Origin of the sequence: Peterkaempfera griseoplana, from assembly GCF_001418575.1 — a bacterium.
GTDB classification, from domain to species: domain Bacteria; phylum Actinomycetota; class Actinomycetes; order Streptomycetales; family Streptomycetaceae; genus Peterkaempfera; species Peterkaempfera griseoplana.
This window is the reverse complement of the sequence record NZ_LIQR01000054.1, coordinates 1-15157: the sequence shown is the minus strand read 5'-3', so window position 1 is coordinate 15157 and position 15157 is coordinate 1. Positions and strand designations below refer to the sequence as shown.

The 15157-nt window shown below is 63.7% G+C and carries 16 protein-coding genes; 9 read left to right on the top strand and 7 right to left on the bottom strand.

Annotated features, from left to right (window positions below; translation table 11 throughout):
• Positions 1–318: 318 nt before the first annotated feature.
• Complete coding sequence (locus AOK09_RS37280) at positions 319–1089, top strand: hypothetical protein (RefSeq protein WP_245687109.1); 771 nt, start codon at positions 319–321, stop codon at positions 1087–1089.
• Positions 1058–1312: an HNH endonuclease gene (locus tag AOK09_RS41675; RefSeq protein ID WP_245687108.1), complete on the top strand. Its 255-nt coding sequence runs from the start codon at positions 1058–1060 to the stop codon at positions 1310–1312. Before AOK09_RS37280 ends, AOK09_RS41675 begins: the two co-directional genes overlap by 32 nt.
• Positions 1313–1315: 3 nt before the next feature.
• On the opposite strand, the gene AOK09_RS39925 is transcribed toward AOK09_RS41675, so the two are convergent.
• The 3 genes from AOK09_RS39925 to AOK09_RS37270 form a co-directional block, all read right to left on the bottom strand.
• Positions 1316–3019, bottom strand: coding sequence for a response regulator receiver domain (locus AOK09_RS39925; RefSeq protein ID WP_245687118.1), 1704 nt, complete (start codon positions 3017–3019; stop codon positions 1316–1318).
• A 79-nt stretch (positions 3020–3098) separates the two neighbouring features.
• Complete coding sequence (locus AOK09_RS37275; RefSeq protein ID WP_157875797.1) at positions 3099–6098, bottom strand: ATP-binding protein; 3000 nt, start codon at positions 6096–6098, stop codon at positions 3099–3101.
• A gap of 48 nt (positions 6099–6146) precedes the next feature.
• Positions 6147–7376 (bottom strand): DNA cytosine methyltransferase, encoded by a 1230-nt coding sequence (locus AOK09_RS37270; protein ID WP_265736704.1) that lies wholly within the window; start codon positions 7374–7376, stop codon positions 6147–6149.
• 848 nt (positions 7377–8224) lie between these two features.
• On the opposite strand from AOK09_RS37270, the gene AOK09_RS04345 reads away from it, so the two are divergent.
• The gene (locus AOK09_RS04345; protein WP_055585770.1) at positions 8225–9073 is read left to right on the top strand and encodes a nuclease-related domain-containing protein; all 849 of its coding nucleotides are present in this window, start codon (positions 8225–8227) and stop codon (positions 9071–9073) included.
• Positions 9074–9075: 2 nt separating this feature from the next.
• Here the strand turns inward: AOK09_RS04345 and AOK09_RS04340 are convergent, their stop codons facing one another.
• From AOK09_RS04340 to AOK09_RS04330, 4 genes are all read right to left on the bottom strand, one after another.
• Positions 9076–9561 carry an NUDIX domain-containing protein gene (locus AOK09_RS04340; protein WP_055585769.1) on the bottom strand — a complete coding sequence of 162 codons (486 nt, stop codon included), beginning with the start codon at positions 9559–9561 and terminating at the stop codon, positions 9076–9078.
• Between the two features lie 18 nt (positions 9562–9579).
• The gene (locus AOK09_RS41670) at positions 9580–10299 is read right to left on the bottom strand and encodes an OTU domain-containing protein (protein ID WP_245687107.1); all 720 of its coding nucleotides are present in this window, start codon (positions 10297–10299) and stop codon (positions 9580–9582) included.
• The gene (locus AOK09_RS41665; RefSeq protein ID WP_245687106.1) at positions 10296–10793 is read right to left on the bottom strand and encodes a helix-turn-helix domain-containing protein; all 498 of its coding nucleotides are present in this window, start codon (positions 10791–10793) and stop codon (positions 10296–10298) included. Before AOK09_RS41665 ends, AOK09_RS41670 begins: the two co-directional genes overlap by 4 nt.
• Before the next feature lie 236 nt (positions 10794–11029).
• Positions 11030–11395, bottom strand: coding sequence for a GntR family transcriptional regulator (locus AOK09_RS04330; protein ID WP_055585768.1), 366 nt, complete (start codon positions 11393–11395; stop codon positions 11030–11032).
• A 151-nt stretch (positions 11396–11546) separates the two neighbouring features.
• Between AOK09_RS04330 and AOK09_RS04325 the strand changes: the two genes are divergently transcribed.
• The 6 genes from AOK09_RS04325 (at position 11547) to AOK09_RS04300 (ending at position 15099) form a co-directional block, all read left to right on the top strand.
• Positions 11547–11897 (top strand): SCO3933 family regulatory protein, encoded by a 351-nt coding sequence (locus AOK09_RS04325; RefSeq protein ID WP_055585767.1) that lies wholly within the window; start codon positions 11547–11549, stop codon positions 11895–11897.
• Positions 11898–11903: 6 nt separating this feature from the next.
• The gene (locus tag AOK09_RS04320) at positions 11904–13283 is read left to right on the top strand and encodes an FtsK/SpoIIIE domain-containing protein (protein ID WP_055585766.1); all 1380 of its coding nucleotides are present in this window, start codon (positions 11904–11906) and stop codon (positions 13281–13283) included.
• An 83-nt stretch (positions 13284–13366) separates the two neighbouring features.
• Entirely contained in the window at positions 13367–13570 is a 204-nt protein-coding gene (locus AOK09_RS04315; protein WP_055585765.1) for a hypothetical protein, read from the top strand.
• A 246-nt stretch (positions 13571–13816) separates the two neighbouring features.
• Positions 13817–14086: a hypothetical protein gene (locus AOK09_RS04310; protein ID WP_055585764.1), complete on the top strand. Its 270-nt coding sequence runs from the start codon at positions 13817–13819 to the stop codon at positions 14084–14086.
• A gap of 87 nt (positions 14087–14173) precedes the next feature.
• Positions 14174–14887 carry a DUF2637 domain-containing protein gene (locus tag AOK09_RS04305; RefSeq protein ID WP_055585763.1) on the top strand — a complete coding sequence of 238 codons (714 nt, stop codon included), beginning with the start codon at positions 14174–14176 and terminating at the stop codon, positions 14885–14887.
• An 11-nt stretch (positions 14888–14898) separates the two neighbouring features.
• A complete protein-coding gene (locus tag AOK09_RS04300) occupies positions 14899–15099 on the top strand; it encodes a hypothetical protein (protein ID WP_055585762.1) in 201 nt (66 codons plus the stop codon).
• Positions 15100–15157 lie beyond the last annotated feature (58 nt).

The window sequence follows — 15157 nt, the reverse complement described above, 5'->3', positions numbered from 1 at the left end:
GCCCTCTCAAGTGGCCGAGACTTCGGACTGACGACGCCGTCCGGCAGAGCCTACGTCGAACAGGACGCCGATAACGGGACAGCCCTTAGAAGCAAGCACACATTCACCGGGGGTCATAACGGCGCCATCATGAGGGACGGGGCCGCGGTGGACCAGCGCCTTGTAGGTTCGAACCAGGATCCGAGAGAGTCCTCAACAACATCGGATCCAGAGTCCTTGACGTACCCCCGATCCGTCGTTACCCGACGACGTTGATGTCAGCCGCGAGTGTTCGCAAGGGACCTCGGTGAGTAGCTGTGATCTCCTACGCTGTTCGCCATGAAGAAGGGGATCTTTAGCCGTGAGGCGGTATTGGCGGCGATCGAGGAGTACGACCGACTGGGTCCAGAGGAGTTCCGGAAGACCTACCACTATGGCCGATCTCTGGGCTACGTGCTGGTGCACGATGGGCTGCGATACGACTCCAAGGCGATCGCCGGAGTTGCGCACAAGTACGAGTACGGGGAGGCTCTGACACACGACCAGCTGTACGGTGGCAAGGCGGCAGCTGTCGCATGGCTGGAACGTATGGGCTTCCGGGTCATATCCGTGCGGAACCCGGCTTGGACATGGGACGAAGTGGTGCTTGCTTGCGCCGTCACTGTCGAGAACGATTGGAAGGGCATCGCTGCCGAAGACCCGCGAGCAGTTGAACTCTCGGCTCTGCTGCAGCTGCTCCCCTTCCACGAACCCGAATCACGCAACGAGAAGTTCCGCAACCCGAATGGTGTTGAGCGCAAGACCTACGATCTCATGTCGAACCATCCCGACTATCAGGGAAAATCCACTAACTGCGGAGCCACCGACCTCAAGGTGATCCAGGCATTCATCGAAAGGCCCTTGGATATGGCAGCGGCAGCCCAGCTCATACGGGCTGGAATAGCTGACGACTCCCTGGCAGACTCTACTCTCGGACGAAGAACTGGACGACTACGAAGCTCCAGAAGGTCGCTTGCTCCTAAGCCGGCACGTCGCTCGCGAGCGCAATCGGGGGCTGCGACACAAGAAGATCGAGGCTGTGCTTCGAAAGGGGCTCAGCCTGGCCTGTGAGGTCTGCAACTTCAACTTCGAGCAGGCGTACGGGGAACGCGGCGTTGGCTACATCGAGTGCCACCACATCGTCCCCCTCCACGTGGCTGGCGAGGGCGCCACTAAGCTGGCAGACCTCGCTCTCATCTGTTCTAACTGTCACCGCATGATTCATCGGCGCGCTCCCTGGCCTACGCCACTGGAGCTTCGAGCGGCGATTCAGAGCGCAACCCAGAGCGATTGACGATCAGCGCCGACCAGCGTTTCGAAGGATGTGCGCTTCATCAAGTCCGACTCGGCTGGAAGCTGCCCCAAGTTCATTCAACTTCCGATGCGCATGCTGGAAACGAAGCTCAGCCACCCATATCCAAGGCTTTTCATCAACATCAAAGAAAACAAACTGCTCCCGATCCCGGACCTTTCTCCTACGGGACCGAACAACTCCGCCAGGATCCCCTGCGAAAGTGTGACGAACAATATCGTAGTGATTACTCGGCGCGAAGGCTAGATGCAGTTGACCACCTTCGGGACTCAAAGCTACAAGGTTGTATCGGTCAGCGGACGTGACAACCTTAAGCGGCACAAATGGAAAGGCTCTCGGCGCCCCCACTCGCACGGTGTCACATAGCGGCATTGAGCACAGGAGGTAGATCACCTGCTGCCCATTCCTTCCCCTGACGATCGATCCTTCAGTGAGGATTGGAGACCTATCGCCCGGGAATGGGGAGGAGTCATTGCGAGCCAGGCATGTCAGGCGTGCGAACTCATAGTCCAGCCGCTCAGCGTCACCACCCTCATTAATCAGAATCTCAGTAACGGAATCCTTGTATTCTTTACCGAGATCGAACTTATTTCCGGTATTGACTTGGTTGGTTACTTCTGCGGAGCCATAGTACGCGCCGCCCTCAAGGACCTTTACCAGCTCCACCTTTGAGAGAATTCTCTCACCCTTCTTGGGCTTCAACTTGATCTGATCAGGAAGATACCGCTGGGCCCAATGCCTTATTGCGGTAGGCTCTATCCACCGCCTCACGTCCGCGCTATCAAGGAGAGACTTGATCTCGTCGGCTACTAGACGAACAACCAGCTCCTCGCTTTCCGGGCCACCTTCATAGAAACGATGAGACAGGAAAGGCTCATCCAAACTCGAACCAAATCTTGTCAACAATCGGTGCGCATCTGCCCTGACAGCCGCGAGTGAGGCAACTGCCACATTACTCACCAAGCCCGAGGTCAGTGAGGCGAACTCTTCGACCAACTTCTGCGGTAGCTCGTCCTCCTCCAATGCGATCGCCGGCACAGCAATGTCTGCGGTGATACCGCCGGCCTTCGCAAACACGACAATTCGCATGCAGCCACAGTCAATCCAGCGATAGGCTTGGCCGGGCCCAGAAGAACTTAGAACCGCTTCGCCGAGGTGACGTTCAACCGCACCGAACACGCCGTCCAAATCGGGATGGCTCGTGTAGAAGCAGACAAGTCGAAGACGCCCTTGACCTCGCTTATCCTCTTGAGCTACGTCGCTCAGCAGCCGAAGCGCCGCCTGTCCATCTGATTCGTCGTTCAGCTGCCAGTCCAGCACAAGGACATCGGCCCTTCGAGCCGCCCGAACCAGTCGTCTGTGCAGCGTGCCATCACGCTGCTCCTCCTCGCGCGGCCGAAGAACTGCACAGGTAAGACCGATGTCCGCGCTTGCGTCGGTCAGTACTGCAACGTTTAGAGATGCGCCGCCGGGAGCAATACCAGCTGGCTCATCAAAGGAATCTTCGGCCGCAATCACTGCTCCGGGCTCAACGAGCGATGTAATAGCTTCGAGCTCTCCGTAGGTCGCGCGGTCATCCACAACAACGATCGTGTGAATGAATTCCTGGGCCGCGCGCATACACAGATCCGCGTAATCACGTGCTGAATCCACGGGGTGTGCTGAAGACGACATCCCACCTGCTGCCATCTGCACGCTCTCCTGTCAATGCATGGTCTGCTAGTCGGATTGTAGAGCAGTGGTTGAGCTGACGGAGGATAGAGAGAGGCTAGGTATCCAATTCAAGTGCCAACATGTCCGCGATGCGCTGATCGTCTGCCGCTACGTTCACGCCTTCGTCCGGCTCTTGTAGCGTGAACCTCGCGCCCCCCAACGGTGAAGTGGAAAGGGACAACGACCATCCTTCCTTCCGGAGCACGTCTCTGCTGATATGCAGCCCCATCCCTCGGCCGTTTGGCTTTCGCGAGAACCCAAGTTCAAATATTCTTGGTTGATCAACCGTAGGAACACCCGGACCGTTGTCCTCGACGATCCACTCCCGCTCGCTGTGATGCAATCGAACTACGCGTGGTGCACTTCGAGTCGTGAGCCAGTAGATGGCATTGTCGACCAAATTGACGAAAACCGGGTAAAGCGTCGAAGGGTAAGCCCTAACCCTAGCGTTTCGGAACTCGGGGGTGGCCTCCAAACTGATACTCTCTTGCAAGATTCGCTCTCGAAATAGGTCGACAAGGAAGCGTTCGACATCAGCCCCCTTCATGATTGTGTCGCGCCTGTAGAGGCGCCTATTCAGTGGGGTAAAAAGCCTTAGGTATGCGTCAAGATGCTCGAAGCTGGCACGCAGATCCGAGTAAACCGGACGCAATGCCCTGTTCGCATCTGCCCAAGAGCGCAGTCTTCTTAGGTTAGTGCGTACCGAGCGAATGCTCGAAGAGAATTCATGGTTGATGACCTGCAACGCCAGCCCGAGCTGCGCCAGCTCGAGATCGTCATCTGCGCGGTCCTTGAGCGTCACGACTTCCTGTTCCAAGCTACCGATGACGTCAAGGACATCGCCGGCTGAGCTCTCCGGCTGGGCGCCGAAAGTCAAATCCATGCGTTCTAGCAGAGCATCCAGCTGCTGCACTTGTTGCGTCATGGCGCCATCGATGCGATCTTCCAGCGCCCTGCGGAGATCAGCTGCGTCTTGATCAGTCAGCTCATCAGTGCTCGTACTAGCCATGTCGAGCTGAACGAGTCGAGTTTGCTCTTCGAGCTTTCTGCGACACTCGTTGGCCTGCTGAACAATCACCTTCTGCAGCTCTTCTGAACGCTCGACAACCTCGCGGGATCGCCGCCCCAAGGCAGTTTGCGCGTCCGAGATACGGCCCTGAATTCCAGCTTCGAAACGCCTCCGCCTATCTAGAGCAGAGCCCAGACGTTTGGCTGCCGTAGAACTGCGCCTCTCAATCTCCGTACGCGTGTGCTCTAGGAGCGAACGCTCCATTGCTTCGAACTCACGCTGATAATTGTCCCAGTCCTGTGCGAGGCCCCTCGGAAGAGCCACGCCACGAGGTCGGCTGACCCGAAACCTCACGCGAACTTCATTGACTGCTCGTTGTGCGCGAGCCTCGGCTGCGATCACCTTTTGTGCCGCTCGCGCTGAATCCAGGTCGGAAACTGCGTCTGCGAGATCAGACTCGAGGTCGCGCAGGATGCTGCCGACGTGTTCCTCAGGGACTCCCTGGCTGAGCCTTTTCTCTGCCCCCAACAATTCTTGGCGAAAGTCTGCCCTGCGTTTACGGGTCTGCTTGTCGTGCCGACGCCGGGCATCGGCTTCGCGCTCTAGTTCCCTCCTAGTGATTCGCCAGGATTCGTCAGCACTATCTTCGCGGAAGAAATCTCTTGCCGTCTGAACAAGGAAGTTCTGAAGCATGTCCCGGAACTCGCGATAAGCAGCATTAGCCCGGAATCCCTCCCGTCCCGCTTTCTCTTGCAAACGGAAGTTGGCGGTACTATCAATCCCCACAACGCCAAACATGCGGCGGTACGACCAGAAGTAGTCGGATGCGCTCTTACTACGTTCTCGCTCGATATCGAGCCAGTCAAAGTCGCTTCGCCCGTAGGGAAGCATGCGAACTCTGTCCCTGTAGACGTACAGGCCTCCTACTCGGGCAAGCTTCCGCGCCAGCCGATTGAAGTCCTCGTCACCCAAACGAGACTGACTCCTATTTCCTTGCACGTATGCAAGGTTAAGTTTGAAGGGGCCGCAAAGCGTAGGCTTACCTCGAGACCCCGGCCAGGCAACGACATGCTTTACTGGGTCCCTGCCGTAGACCGAAACCTTGCCGGAGAATTGCCCGTACTCATCAAAATAACCGAGGATCTGGTGATCTGCGAGTTGGAAGTCTTGCGGAGTGAAAAACTCTCCATCGCCAATCACATCATAGACCAGGTCCTTAGATCGGTGATCATAGAAGTGTGCCGCCATCGGAGGCGCGGGATTCCCCGGCACTAGCGTATCGCTAAATCCGATGAGCGTTCTAAAGAGCGGGGATGCCTCGTTTTCATCATTTGGACTGCCAGAGATGTCGTAGGCCAACATCTCATCGGTTGGGGTAATCCAAAATTGGGTTCCCGGTACTTCCCTAAGAGTCGGACCCGCCATTCGCTGCGTGAGATGAGCAGGATCCAGGTTGTAGAGTGCGGAGATTTCTTCCCGAACGGTCTGGGCGACCTGGGGCGTTATCCGTCCCTCTAGTGCCTCCAGGTTGCGAAGTATACCCTCCGCAAGATGACGCACTTCTTCTTGGCCAGGAAGTTCACCGATTGGGATTCGTAGAGTCGGGATCTCAACGTCCTCGAGATCGATGCCCGGAGCAGTGAACAATGTCCAATTGACAAGCGCGAACGTGAGAGCGACATCTTGGGCATTGCGGGATAGGACAAGAACTTGAGGTCCTACCGCAGCGACTGCCAGGCGCCCAATCCCTTTTTCGCCAAGGACAGGACGTGCGCTCTTCGAATCCACGGGCGGAGCAGCCCCGGCGTTCACCTTGCTCTCAGTTCCAACAACCAGCCATTTGTCGATGAAGTCGCCATAGGTCATGCCGAAGCCGTCATCGCGGATCACGAGGAGTCTGTCCTCGCGAAAGTAATCACCGATCACGTTCTCCGCGTATGCGTCGTGCGCATTCTTGAAGAGCTCGTTGATGGCCGTAGGGATACCCGCGATCTGCTGGCGGCCGAGCATATCGACTGCGCGAGCGCGAGCTTTGAATGTAGCCACAGCAGTCGGACCTCCGTATAGTTCCGGCTTCCCCACTTTACTTTGACATCAAGAGCCCTTGCCTTGCTCCACCTTAGTGGCGTGATGACTGAGTATGTCCTGAGGCCTCAGCGTCGTGCCCCGAAGTACAAACTGCTCCGGTTTCGGGCGTGCTCCCCCAAGTATCCAGTGGCAAACCCACGCCAGCTGATGGCTAATCATTGGGGGGACGGCGTCGCCCACATGACGGTAGGCGTTCTGCCGGCTTGCCCCATCGAAGTCGTAATTAGCCGGGAATCCTTGGAGGAGTGCTAGCTCTCTCACGGTGCACAAGCGATCCTGTTGAGGGTGACTGTATCGGCCGTTACCGACGTGGCTGCACTCGCGTTTAATGACCGGTGCTGGAGAGTCCCACGCCATACGGCCATAGACATCGCTGAAGTGGTTGGTCCGCCCAGCATCAAACGAGCTCCTCATGGCAGGGGTAGCCAGTTTCTCCGTCTCCGCGCTACTGAACAGGCTGATCCAAGAGCCGCCATCCGTGGGGATGGCTCGGATGCGCTCAAGCACTTCCGGGGTGAGTCTGCTGCTGACGTGAGAGGAATCCGAGGGATGAGCCTGTCCTGCCTCGAGCTCGGGGAGATCCCAGATCGCCCGGCGCACCGTGATTGCCTTTGGATCGACCTTCCAGCCGGACCAAAGGTCTTCCAGCGTCTTAAGGGGTAGGCCGGCGGCCACAGCAATAATGATCGCGCGCTCGCGTCGCTGTGGAAGTCCGAACTTGTCAAGGCGATAGACCGCAGAATGAGCAGTGTAGCCCATTGATTCGAGCTTTCCTATGAGCTCTTCCGAGTGGGTGCGGAACGCTCCACGAATAAGCTCCCGGGCGTTCTCAACGATGATAATCTCGGGATTGAGCATTGCGGCGAAATCCGCAACCCTCCCTACAAGCCCGTTTCGGGGATCGTCCTCACTATGATTCTTCGGCAGGGTGCGAGTGAATCCAGTGCACGGAGGGCAGGCAAGCAGTATCTTCGGTCGGCGCAGGTGTCCTGCTCGCCGGATGGCCTGCTGCAGCTCCTCCGGACTCACATCTGCAAGATCGTAAGTGAGGGGTTCAACCCCTATATTTCGCTGATAAGTTTCGTTGCAGGCGAGCGTGCTACGGCTCGGCTTGCTCCTTTGTGCATCGACCGCCGCTGCGACACGAAACGACGAGTGGGCGTGAAACCCCCAACTCATCCCTCCGGCTCCGCTGAACAGATCTACGACTGTCCAGCGCCTATCGCGCGCGCTCACCGGTCCTGCGGCAGAGCGGCTGCTCGGTAGTTCGGCCCCACGAACGTCGAGGAGAGCCTGGTCCGGGACACATGCATGCACAAGATGGTAGCTCACCACTCCGAAGCGTCACAGTAGTTGCGTACTCTTGGCGATGTTGCGCTTCGCGCGGAAGGTGTCCTCCATGCCTTGGCCCGAGGTCAGCGTGGCGTCCTCGGATCGAGATGTCAGTCAGCTCTAGATTGTGCCTACGTGGGCCAACCGAGTGTGCGATCGCCAATGGTGCTCGTGAGCACCTGCGTGGTGAGGCTGTCCGTTGGGTCGGCGGAGCGCATGTTGGCCCACGCCCGGGCTAGTGACTTCCACGGTCGTTGGCGTCCCCACGCCTGGACGGTGGAACGGGTTTGGCCGGTGTCCTGCCCGGTCTGGGGTCGGGCATGGCCAGGGGGCCGTAAGCTGACCCGCGAATCGGGCAGGCTCCTCGCCTGCCCGCAATCTGGCCGAGTGGCCCCCTGGCCTTGGTCGACTCGGGTCCCTGATCGGGCAGGTGGGTAAAGCCGTGGAGCCGGCCGCCCCTGCCCGGGCGGGTTGTCCTAACCTTATGAGTCATCCTGCCTGCGGGCCCGCTGGCCGCCGCCGGAGCGGGGCGAAGACAGGAGCGACGGCGAGCGGACGGGCGGGGCCGCGCGGCGCCAGGCGCCGCGCCTTGAACCCGTAGAGAAGGTTTTTACGCATCTCCTCTCCTCCCCCTCTCGCTCTCCTCCCTTCTGGTGCATCGCTCGGGTGGTTCGGTGTGAATGGGCGCTCTTGTCGGCTGCTCGGGGCTGTGCTCCCCTGGGTCGTTGTCGAGCGCTGCTGGGGGTGGTCGCGTGGACGAGCTGCGAGTGAAGTCGTGGCGCCGACGGGGGCAGGATCGCTTGTACGTCAACCGGGTGGCCGATGACGTGACGGTCGCTTGGTACGACGGCAAGGCGGGACGCCTGGTGCCGGTGCTCGACGGGTACCGGGATGCAGCGCTGGAGGCGTTGGCGCCATACCTGGTCTGCGGATCGACCTCTCGAGCAGGTGAGTTGGGGCCGTGGGAGGCGCCAATCGTTCCGGCTGCCGCTGACGACCTGGCCACGGTCCGGGCCGGTGATGCTCTACGACGGCAGATCCAGACCCTGGAGCCAAGCAGGGTCAAGCGATGGATGGCTCGACACAGCAAGCGGCAACACGAGTTGGCCCGGTGGGAAGTCGGCCTCAAGGGCGAGCGGATCGTCGGCTCTCGGCTCAAGAGATTGGAGGCGGCCGGGTGGCAGGCGTTGCACTCGATCGAGCTGTCCAATGGCTCGGACCTCGACCACCTGTTGATCGGTCCCGGCGGGGTGTTCGTGGTGAACACCAAGCACCATCGCGGGGCCTCGGTGTGGGTCGGCGACCGGGCGGTGACGGTGAACGGCCGAAACGATCACTATGTGCGGAACAGCTTGTTTGAGGCTGAGAGGGCGACCCGGCTGCTGTCGCGGCTATGCCCGTTCGCGGTGGAGGTGCGGCCCGTGTTGGCTGTGGTGGGGGCACGCTCGATCCGTGGGGGCTCGACTTCGCCGGTCGTGGCGGTCATCGACGGGAGCCGGGCTGACGCCTGGTTCGGAGCGCTTCCCGCGGTGCTGGCACCGGGGAGGGTAACGGTCGTCTACGGTCACGCGCGGGATCGGCGGCCCTGGCTGAGGGCCTGAGTTCAGGCGGCAGCGTGACCGGCTGGGTAGCCGTGTTCGAGGTAGACCGGGGCCTGTCCGGCTCGGGCGTGGGCTGCGGCGGTGATGCGGCGGGCCAGGCGGGGAATGGTGCGCTTGGGGATGGCCTCGACGGGCACGAACCGGAAGCTGCGGAGCTCGTCGGCCTGGAGGGTGATGGCTTCAAGAGCAGCGGGTGTGAGCTGGCCGCCGTCGAAGAGGTAGAGCACCTTGTCGCCTTCGCGGTCGCTTGGTGCCCAGTCGACGGCCAGCAGCCGGCCGATGGGTGGGGTGATGTCGAGTTCTTCGCGTACCTCGCGGATGCAGGCTTGCAGGGGGGATTCGCCGGTCTCCACGTACCCGCCGGGGATGTCCCAGTAGTCCTTGTAGGTCGGCTCCACCATGAGGACGTGCCCGGCGGCGTCAAAGAAGAGCGCACCCGCAGCCATCCGCGGGTGCGCCATCTTGGCTTCGTGCTCGTTGGTGGCCATGTGCCCACAGTACCCAGGTCAGACGACGTGCAGCCGCTGGGCGAGGTCAGCGAGAGGGCGGCCGGGGCGAGTGCGCTGGTTGCGCACCCATGAAAGGACGAGTTCGCGGGCGAGGTAGTGGTTCCGGACCTGCTCGGGTGCCCAGGTCTCTGCGTCGAGGATCAGCGACAGGGCGTTGTCGGCCTGGTTGCGGGCGCTCATGGCGCGGGCTACTTCGAGGTTGTGACGGGCGCGCCGTTCGGTGGGCAGGCCGGTGGTGTCGATCTGAGGGCCGAGTTCGATGGCGACCTGCATGTCGCCGAGTTCGGCGGCGGTGGCCACCTGGTGAATGGCGACGTTGGTGGGGCCGAACGCGGTCCACATGTGGTTGGCGTCGTGACCCATCTGCTCGGCGGCTTGGTCGGCTTCGGTGAGGAAGTCTCGGGTGGTGGCACGGTCCTCGGCTCGGGCGGTGGCCATGGATCCGGCGAGCAGAAGTGTCCCGAAGATCGACAGGTACTCGGGGGATGCGCCGCGCAGTCCGGGCCGCAGGTAGCCGGCGGCGTCCTGGACGAGCTGCACGGCTGAGTCATAGCGGCCGTTGGAGAGCAGGCAGTGCGCGACGGACCGGAACAGGGAGCCGACGACGATCGGGCTTCGGCCCTGCTGGGCTGCGGACAGTCCGCGGTCGGCGGCGATCCAGGCCAAGTCGGTCTCGCCGAGCTTGGTCAGCACCATGGCGGCGCCCTGGTAGCTCATGGCCAGCAGCTCATGGGCCTGGCACCGTCACTGCCGGTGTAGGACTGGGCGGCCAGGATGGCATCCGCGAGGATCAGCGGGAGCCGTCGGGTGGCGTAGCCGTACCGCGATGACTGGTAGGCGTCCCAGACGTCGGCGACATCGCTGCGGAGTTCGGCAAGGCTGGTGGGCTCGCCTTCGGTGGGGACTCCGAGCAGCGGCGTCAGTTGGCGGTAGTTCATCAGGGCTTCGCGCAGGGCGGGGACGGTGCGCCGGCCGCTGTCGGGGGTCCACTCCATGAGGGAGGGCTCGGCGAGCAGGTCTCCCATGGTCACGTCCAAGGCGTCGGCCAGGCTCTTGATGACCGACAGGCGGTCCAGCTCGATGCGGTTGTTCTCGGCCCGGCTGAGCCAGTCCGTTGTTCGGCCGACCAGTCCGGCGAGCACGTCCTGAGACATGCCGCGCCGCCGCCGGTACCAGGCCACTCGTTCGCCGATGGTGAGGTTCGTCGTCATTCCTCGCATGGCTTCAGCGTCGCTCCCCTGTACACGGGGACCCCGGAAAAAGATTCCGGGGTCCTGGCGGCGGTGGCTTCTAGCGTTGAGGTCAACCTCGGATGTACGTCAGACCCACGAGCGGTACGGGAGGGGAGTCGCGGTGCTGACTCCGGCTGAACAGGACCAGATCGCAGAGCTGATCAGGGACTTAGGGGACGAGCTGGTTCAACTGTCGCAGCGGACGGAGCGGATCGTCACTGCGCTCGCAACTGGTGACGTACGAGCTCTTCGAGCTGGTCCAGACGCTCCCCCAGCTGCCGAACATCCTGATGCATCGCGGCCAGACTCGCGGTGATCAGCTCGTACTCGGGGGTGTGCTTCGCCGGCTCGCCCGTCGGCTGGGCCGCGAACCGGCCTTTGCCCTGGTGCGAGGTGGCATAGCCGTCTTCCACGAGCCGGTTCATCGCCTGGCGTGCAACGGTCCTGGAGACGTTGTGGTCCCGGATGATCTCCGCTTCGGACGGCAGCAGGTCCCCCGGGTTCCGCTCGCCGGCCCGGATCTGCCGCTTGATCTCGTCGGCGATCTGCAAGTACATCGCCTTGCCGCTGTGCTCCGCCATGACCCCTCTCCCACTTGACGTACCAAGTGCAGCACAAGCCGGGGACACAGTCGAGCAGCAGCACTTGACACTCTTGGCATACCAAGTGCATCCTCAAATCATCGCCACTTGGAGTACTAAGCACTCCAAGTAAGTCGACAGGAGAGCAGTCATGCCGTCCTTCAAGATCGACACTTCCACCGCAATCGTGTTCGTGGCCGTACCGGCCGCGCCCAAGGTGGTCAACAAGCAGACGGGCGAGATCGCCCTCGACCGCGAGACCGGCGCGCAGATGATGACGGTCGGCCTGACCGTGGCCGACGAGGGCGAGGCCAACCTCTACACCGTGTCCATCCCCGCGACTGGCGTCCCGGACGGTCTGCAGGTCGGCATGCCGGTTTCGGTGGTCGGGCTGAAGGCGCGGGACTGGGAGAACGAGTTCAACGGGCAGAAGCGGCACGGCATCTCGTTCCGCGCGGTCGCCCTGGTCCCGGCTCAGCTGCCGACCCCGGTCAAGGGCTGATCCGCCATGGCCGACTGGACGCCCCTTCTCGAACTGGGTGGACCACTGGTCGTCGGCGGTGCGGGCGCGGCGTACGCCAGGGTCAAGGCGCCTCGTGCGTACTGGTCGGCCATCGGTCTGCCGGTCACTGCCGCCCGCATCGCCCACTCGTACGACTCGGTGATGGAGGCATGCGGACTGGCGGTGGAGCCGTCACTGTGGCGGACCATGACGGCGACCGGGGCCGCCCGGCAACAGCTCAAGCCGGTACCGCCTCGGATCCGCCGGGTCAGCCCCACCTCGACCGGGTTACGCCTTCGGCTGCGGCTCGCCCGGGGCCAGCAGACCGACGACGTCGCCGACGCCGCAGACCGGCTGCGGCACGCCTGGGGCGTCCACGCGGTCCACGTCACCGAGATACGCCCCGGCGTGGTGGAGCTGCGACTGGTCGGCTTCGATGTCCTGCGGAACGTACGGATGCCACGCCGCACAGTCCGGGCCGGCGGCCTGCTGCGGGTCCCGGTGGCCCTGCGGGAGAACGGCACCGCCTTCTTCCGGGACTACCTCGCCGAACCCCACTCCCTGATCCTCGGGGCCGGGCAATCAGGCAAATCCATGTACGCCCGCAACCTGGTCTGCGGCCTGGCCTCCCGCCCGGTCGCCCTGGCGGGCATCGACTGCAAGCGCGGCGTGGAACAGGCACCGTTCGCCCCACGGCTGTCCGCGCTGGCCACCGACCAGGATGCGGCGCTGGACCTGCTGCGGGCCCTGCTCGCGGAGATGGACGAGCGGTACGACCTGATCCGCGCCCAGCAGGGGATCCCCGGCTGGGTCCCGGACGACCAGGTCACCGCTGACATCTGGGGACTGCCGGCCAAGCTCCGTCCGGTATCCATCGTCCTGGTGGTGGACGAGATCGCAGAACTGTTCCTGGTCGCCACCAAGACGGACGAGAAGCGCCGCAACGAGATCGTCACCGCCCTGGTCCGCCTCGCTCAACTCGCCCGCGCTGCCGGGATCTTCTTGGAGATCGCAGGGCAGCGGTTCGGCTCCGAGTTGGGGAAGGGCGCCACCATGCTCCGGGCCCAGCTCACCGCCCGCATCGTCCACCGCGTCAACGACACCGAGACCGCTCGCATGGGATTGGGCGACATCTCGGAGACCGCCATGGACGCGGCCACGCGGATCGCACCCGGCATGCCGGGCCTGGCCGTGGCCGGTGATGTGACCGGGGGCTGGACCCGCATCCGCACTCCGCGCCTGTCGCTCCCCGACGCCGCCGGCGTGTGCCGCACCACTGCACACCTGGTCCCCGACCTGGCCCGGCTGGACCCGTTCCGCCCGGTCGCGCCGGTCCTGGCTCCGGTGATTCCGCCTATGCCCACCGTGGCGCCGGCTATCCCCTGACCTCCACCACACCCCGGTCGGCGTGACCGCCTCGCGCCAGGTCCCTACCCGCCCCATGCCCGAAACCGAGAGGAGCAGCACCCATGTCCCGAGGACCCTCCGCGCGCGAGATCGCCGCCTTCCTCGCCGCCCTGGAACACAGCCGCGAGACCGGCGGCGACCCCGCCGACCTGGCCGATGAGAAGGCCAGCCTCCTGGAGCGCATCGCCAACACCCGCCCCGACGACAGCAACGCCCGCCAGGTGGCCCGCGACGCCGCCGACCGCCACCACGACAAGGACCGGTGACGACAGTGGCCGCCCGCAAGCGCCCCGCTCCGGCCCCGGCGAAATGCGCCGGCTGCAAGGGCGACGGCTGGGTGAGCGAGACCCACCGCGCCGGGCGCGGCAAGACGGCCCGGCCGGTCGGAGAGGTCGAAGTCCTGTGCCCGACTTGCCTCGGCACCGGGACCGCCCCCACCAAGTAGCACCCAGCCGCCCGCTGGGCGGCAGACCTCCACCCCAGCACCCCCTACCGATCGAAAGGAGTCCCTGATGGGCCTGTTCAGCCGCAAGCCGTCCGAGACCACCGAGCAGCGCTACGTCCGTCAGGCACTGGAACTGCGCGACGGTCAGGCGCAGAAGCGGTGCGAGGTGGCGCGTCAGTCCGAGTACCGGGCGTACGTGGAAGCAGCCCGTGCTGCCGACCACGGCGGCCCTGCTCAGATCGCCGAGACGCACCGCCAGCACCAGGACGCCCAGCAGCGATACACCGCCGCTCTCAGCGAGCGTGATCGCTGGTACGAGCGCCGCTACCGGCGCTGACCCGCCCATCCGATGCCGCCGGGATCGGGCGGCCAGACTGCACGCCCCGTCCGGCCCCGGCTCGACCTCTGGAAGGAGGAACCGTCGATGTCCCGTCACCTGCCCCGCCTGGATGCCGTTCTGGTGCAGGCCGTGATCGCCGGTGCCCTGTCCTTCGCTCACCTCCACGACATCGCCGAAGCGGCCGGCCAACACGGCTGGAAAGCCTGGGCCTACCCGATCTCCGTAGATCTGCTGCTGGTCGCCGCCTGGCGCCGCATGCGCACCCTGCGCGCCAACGGTGCCTCGGCACGCGCCGCCTGGACATGGTTCGCCATCGCCCTGTCGGCCTCGCTCGGCGCCAACATCGCCACCGCCGGGCTACTCGACCTCGGCAACGTTCCCGCCCTGCTCCGCATCGTCGTCGCCGGCTGGCCCGCCGTCGCCTTCTTCGGCGGAACCCTTCTCGCCCACACCCCGACCGATGCCCCGGCCGCCGCCACTGAGCCGACCGACGAAACCCCTTCGGTCTACAGCGCCGCCCCGGCCCCGGCCGGGATCCACGAGGAAGCGCCTCGCCCAGAGCAGGTCGCCCCGCCGGAGCGCCTTCCCGAGCTCCCTCCGGCGGTGCCCGAACCCGCTCCTGTCGACGGTCCCGCTCCGGCGGCCCCGACGGTGCCCACGGCACTGGTCGACCACGCCCGGAAGATCGCCGACGCCCACCGCGCCCGCACCGGAACCGAGATCGATGCCGCAACCCTGCGCGCCCGTCTCGGTGTGAACGCCCTGCTCGCCGACGCCATCGCCGCACAGCTCACCTGAGGAGTCCCATCGTGACCGTCTCGCTTCCCCTCGTCCTGGTCCTGGGCGGACTCGCCTGGCTCGTCGTCAAGTTCTTCCGCCTGTGCTGGTGGGCCGTCGTGGCGCTGGTCCTCTTCGGCTTCTACCTCGCGAACACCTTCCTTGCCCCGCTCATCGACCACACCACCCGATCCGGGGTTGACGTGGTCAACGGCACCACCCACGCCAAGTAGCCACCCCCGGAAGGAGAACCCCTCATGCTGCGGCCCCGCCTCCCCGACCCCGTCCACC

Excerpts from the sequence above, each read along its gene's own strand:
- AOK09_RS04305 (WP_055585763.1), top strand. The coding sequence starts at position 14,174 with ATGTCCCGTCACCTGCCCCGCCTGGATGCCGTTCTGGTGCAGGCCGTG.
- AOK09_RS04315 (WP_055585765.1), top strand. The coding sequence starts at position 13,367 with ATGTCCCGAGGACCCTCCGCGCGCGAGATCGCCGCCTTCCTCGCCGCC.
- AOK09_RS39925 (WP_245687118.1), bottom strand. The coding sequence starts at position 3,019 with ATGGCAGCAGGTGGGATGTCGTCTTCAGCACACCCCGTGGATTCAGCA.
- AOK09_RS04330 (WP_055585768.1), bottom strand. The coding sequence starts at position 11,395 with ATGGCGGAGCACAGCGGCAAGGCGATGTACTTGCAGATCGCCGACGAG.
- AOK09_RS41670 (WP_245687107.1), bottom strand. The coding sequence starts at position 10,299 with ATGAGCTACCAGGGCGCCGCCATGGTGCTGACCAAGCTCGGCGAGACC.
- AOK09_RS41665 (WP_245687106.1), bottom strand. The coding sequence starts at position 10,793 with ATGACGACGAACCTCACCATCGGCGAACGAGTGGCCTGGTACCGGCGG.
- AOK09_RS37280 (WP_245687109.1), top strand. The coding sequence starts at position 319 with ATGAAGAAGGGGATCTTTAGCCGTGAGGCGGTATTGGCGGCGATCGAG.
- AOK09_RS04325 (WP_055585767.1), top strand. The coding sequence starts at position 11,547 with ATGCCGTCCTTCAAGATCGACACTTCCACCGCAATCGTGTTCGTGGCC.
- AOK09_RS04320 (WP_055585766.1), top strand. The coding sequence starts at position 11,904 with ATGGCCGACTGGACGCCCCTTCTCGAACTGGGTGGACCACTGGTCGTC.
- AOK09_RS04340 (WP_055585769.1), bottom strand. The coding sequence starts at position 9,561 with ATGGCCACCAACGAGCACGAAGCCAAGATGGCGCACCCGCGGATGGCT.
- AOK09_RS04310 (WP_055585764.1), top strand. The coding sequence starts at position 13,817 with ATGGGCCTGTTCAGCCGCAAGCCGTCCGAGACCACCGAGCAGCGCTAC.